The following is a 3,136-nucleotide window of genomic DNA, read 5'->3' as shown; positions in this document are numbered from 1 at the left end:
CCACTAAGCACAAGTGCTTCGTTCGATTTGCATGTATTAGGCATGCCGCCAGCGTTAATCCTGAGCCAGGATCAAACTCTCAAAAAATTGACGGATTCTATTAAGTTTTCAAAGAACTAACTGTTGTGATTAACACAACTATATAAGTATATCTCTTTTTTAAAAAAATGTCAACATTTTTTTAAATTTTTTTTATTTTTTTCTCTTAAAAATTTATTTAAGAAAAACTGAAAAAATATACCTATATATTTATACAAGATTTTTCAAAAAAGTAACGATTTATTTCTATTTTTTTAGAATTTTTCTTTTAAAACCTACCCATTTCTCTTGGAAACCTAAATATTTTTAATAAAATCAAATTATTAATTAAAGGAGACAAACAAATATGGGTAATCTATATTCAAGTAGACAACAACAAACGGCTGACGGTTTTAACCCGCAAATTAACGAAACACCAATTCAAGTACAAGCTAGTGGCGCTCAAAAAGCGGGTTGATGAATTTTATTTGTATTATCTTGATTAACAATTATTGTAGGTATCATTTTATTGGTCTACTACGTTAAGAGTAAAAACAAATTTGTAGATCAACAAACTAAAATTGAAGAATCTACTTCACAAATTCAAGTAGAACAAAAGAAACGTTACGACACTTTAATGAAAGTAAAAGCTTTGATTGAAAGTGACCAAAAGTTTGAAAACCAAACTTTAACTCAAGTAGCTGGTTTACGTTCAGGTTCTAGCCAATTAACTGCAAACCAAGCTCAAATTAACCACATGCAAAAAATTATTTTAGGTCAAATCGAACAATACCCAAACTTAAAAGCACACGCTTCAATTATGGAAGGTATTAGTACATCACAAGTAATCGAAAACGAAATTGCTGCTTCAAGAAGACTATACAACTCAAGAGTAAGACAATTCAACTCAGATATTAACACATGACCAAAAGTTGTATTTGCAAGTGCTCAACATTTAGAAACTTTCGTTCAATTTGCAGCTGATGAACAATCAATGCAAGACGTTAACATGACTACTTTCTAAAACTTATTCACTTATGTCAATTTATGGCATAAGTTTTTTTCTACAAAAAAATCTTGTCACCCCGTTCAGGCAACAAGATTTAGTCGTTATTTTAAGATATTCGCTAATTCTAAAGCAAAAGTTTTTTCAGTATTACCTAAGACAAACAAGTTGTCGTTATCTACTAAATTATAGTAAACTTGTCTTTCAGCTAATTGTTTAGTTGTTTGGTTAATAATTTCTTCAGACAAGTTTAAAGTGTTGTCAAAAATAACTGTTTCATTTTCCACTTTAGCTTGTGGACCCTTAATTAAAGAGTACACTCTTTCTTCATGTTCATAATATCTTACGTATGGAACAGACACTGTTCTATAACCCACACTTGGATCACCTACAGTTTGTACATCGTATAAAGTTTCTGTTGTATATCAAAAACGTCTTAACGGTACGATTCATAAATCTGCAGATAACTGTTCTGCTGATTCAGTTTCATAAGGAATAAATTTTTCCATAGTTCTATTACTGTTTGCCAAGAATCTATCCAAATGACGTAATTGTCCTAATACAGCCAACATCATATTTTTAGGTTGGTTGTTATAAACTTCACAATCATCACTTGTATCATTGACAAAGTTTTTAATCCGGTAGTTTTCAAAATTACCATTAGTATCTTCGTTAGCCAAGTTTGGCACTGTACTCATTCCAGCCATTCCAGTTAAAAGTTCATTTAGTTCATGACCAGTTTCATTATTAAACTTATCCACAATTGATTCTAATGGTTCTTCGTGGTTACCAGAATAGTAGTAACTTAATGAGTTGTTGCCATAGAAACCAGAACTTAAATTGTTGTTAGTTTTTGAATACAATAAAACTTTACCTTTTTTAGTTAATTTAAAGTTAGGCACAATTGTTTTAAATTCTAAACAATTTTGTTGAGCTAAAACGGTAAATAATTCTCTCGCCTTTACTTCATTACCCAATTCATCTAAATTACCTAATGGCTTTAAAATGAATTCATCATTAAAATCATCGTTTTCTAATTCAATATCACCATCTACTGATTGTGATTTTCTAGATTTAAAGATTCTTTTTTTACGTGCAACGGTTTCTAAAGAAAAATTTCAGCCGAAATTTGACTTTGTTACTAAATGGCAGTCACCAAAGTTGTAGACCGGTGTTGGTTCATGGTGATATGCAGTTCTAGACACAAACCTTGTTTGTGCTTTACCATCAGCATCATAAGTGGTAACAGTTCAAGTTGCTGTAGCAGAAGTCGTTACCATCACTGTATCTAGGTATTCCATTTGCAACAAGGAATAAATTTTATTTTTAATAATATATGGTTGATAAATTAAACCAACCTTATTATTGGCGCCGTTTTTTCACATTTCACTAACAGCCACCGGGACCACCATACCGTTTTGTAAGCATTTCGCCCCAATTGCCTTTAAGTATTCAGAATAAATTTTTTTAATACTGTAACCACCTGTCATCATCTTCATTAAACTGATTTTGTTTTGAATGATGTTAGCAATTTTATCTTTTTGTTCTTGAACTCAACGTTTAAAACCTTTTAAACATTCTACCAAAGCTTTAAATTTACTTCTAACGCACCAGTAAGCAATCGAAAGTGTTAGAACAAATAAAAGAATTCAACCAAAACGTTGAAATTTCTTTTTAACGATTTGTTGTGCTTTCTTTTCCGTTTTGATCAATTGTTTAATTTCTTCAATTTGTTGATCATTATTTTTTCACTTTTCAATATTAGCTTTTTGTTCATCAAGGATTTGAGTTTTCAGTTCCGTTGACATATCTTCAAAATTGTTTTCTACAAATTTAGCTAATTTTTGCGCGGGTTCTACATAAGTGTTGTTTCAATTAATTTTTCTGTCTTTCATATTTTGTTTTCCCTTCCACATAATTTAGTTTTACACTAAAATTATTTGGTTATCTCCTAAAAAGACACAAAAAAAGACATCCTCAATTAAGAGAATGTCTTTTGGTTGCGCGACGATGTCCTACTCTCACATTTCTGCTACAATCGGCCCTGATGTGCTTGACTTCCGTGTTCGGTATGGGAACGGGTATTTCCACATCGGTATCTTCACCGCACTA

General features: G+C 31.2%; 2 protein-coding genes and 2 rRNA genes. 1 reads left to right on the top strand and 3 read right to left on the bottom strand.

Features of this window, described 5'->3' with window-relative positions:
• A 16S ribosomal RNA gene (locus tag ABWU82_RS03595) occupies positions 1 to 87 on the bottom strand; the annotation flags it as partial.
• A gap of 298 nt (positions 88 to 385) precedes the next feature.
• On the opposite strand from ABWU82_RS03595, the gene ABWU82_RS03590 reads away from it, so the two are divergent.
• Positions 386 to 1,042, top strand: coding sequence for a LemA family protein (locus ABWU82_RS03590; RefSeq protein ID WP_353290132.1), 657 nt, complete (start codon positions 386 to 388; stop codon positions 1,040 to 1,042).
• A gap of 86 nt (positions 1,043 to 1,128) precedes the next feature.
• Here ABWU82_RS03590 and ABWU82_RS03585 read toward each other — a convergent pair whose 3' ends face one another.
• Together ABWU82_RS03585 and rrf are read right to left on the bottom strand one after the other, a co-directional pair.
• Positions 1,129 to 2,919: a hypothetical protein gene (locus ABWU82_RS03585; protein WP_353290131.1), complete on the bottom strand. Its 1,791-nt coding sequence runs from the start codon at positions 2,917 to 2,919 to the stop codon at positions 1,129 to 1,131.
• A 107-nt stretch (positions 2,920 to 3,026) separates the two neighbouring features.
• Positions 3,027 to 3,133, bottom strand: a 5S ribosomal RNA gene (gene rrf / locus ABWU82_RS03580).
• Positions 3,134 to 3,136: the final 3 nt, after the last annotated feature.

Source organism: Ureaplasma ceti, assembly GCF_040369755.1.
Taxonomy (GTDB): Bacteria; Bacillota_I; Bacilli_A; order Mycoplasmatales; family Mycoplasmoidaceae; genus Ureaplasma; species Ureaplasma ceti.
This window is presented reverse-complemented; position numbering and strand designations above follow the sequence as displayed.